Genomic DNA, 523 nt, shown 5'->3' with positions numbered 1-523 from the left:
TTTTTTGTCTAAGTTTACTGCAAATGATAAATTATCAGCAGTTCTTCGCTATTTGTATGGCGAAGAGACTCATGCTGCTATTGCTGAGTCTATTGGTACACACAAAAGCATGGTTGGAGTTTGGGTGATGCAATACGAGAAACACGGTGTAGAAGCGTTTATAACATCATATACACGACACTCAACAGAGTTTAAACTAGACGTACTCAATTACATGAAGAATTATGGGACGTCTCCGAATGAAACTGCCGCCATTTTTCAAATCTCCTCTCCCCGCTTAATTCGAAAATGGAGGTCAGAATTTCAATCACAAGGAATAGACGCCCTTATACCAAAGAAAAAGGGGCGTCCAGCGATGAAGAAGGAAAATAAGAAAGCAACACCCATAGAAGGATCAGTTGAGGCATTACAGGCAGAAGTAGAGCGTTTACGTATGGAGAATGCTTACTTAAAAAAGTTGAATGCCTTAGTTCAAAACAAGGAAAAGTTACAAAGCAAGATAAGGCGCAAGTAGTATTTGAAC

General features: G+C 39.4%; 1 protein-coding gene. It reads left to right on the top strand.

All coding sequences use genetic code 11. The features are described 5' to 3' along the window. Positions 1–514: helix-turn-helix domain-containing protein (locus ACQ5DJ_RS29965; RefSeq protein ID WP_429845623.1), on the top strand; the 514-nt coding region annotated here is incomplete at its 5' end. Positions 515–523 lie beyond the last annotated feature (9 nt).

The organism is Brevibacillus sp. FIR094, from assembly GCF_050477165.1.
GTDB lineage: Bacteria > Bacillota > Bacilli > Brevibacillales > Brevibacillaceae > Brevibacillus.
The sequence above is the reverse complement of the archived record's forward strand: the minus strand, read 5'-3'. Positions and strand labels throughout refer to the sequence as shown.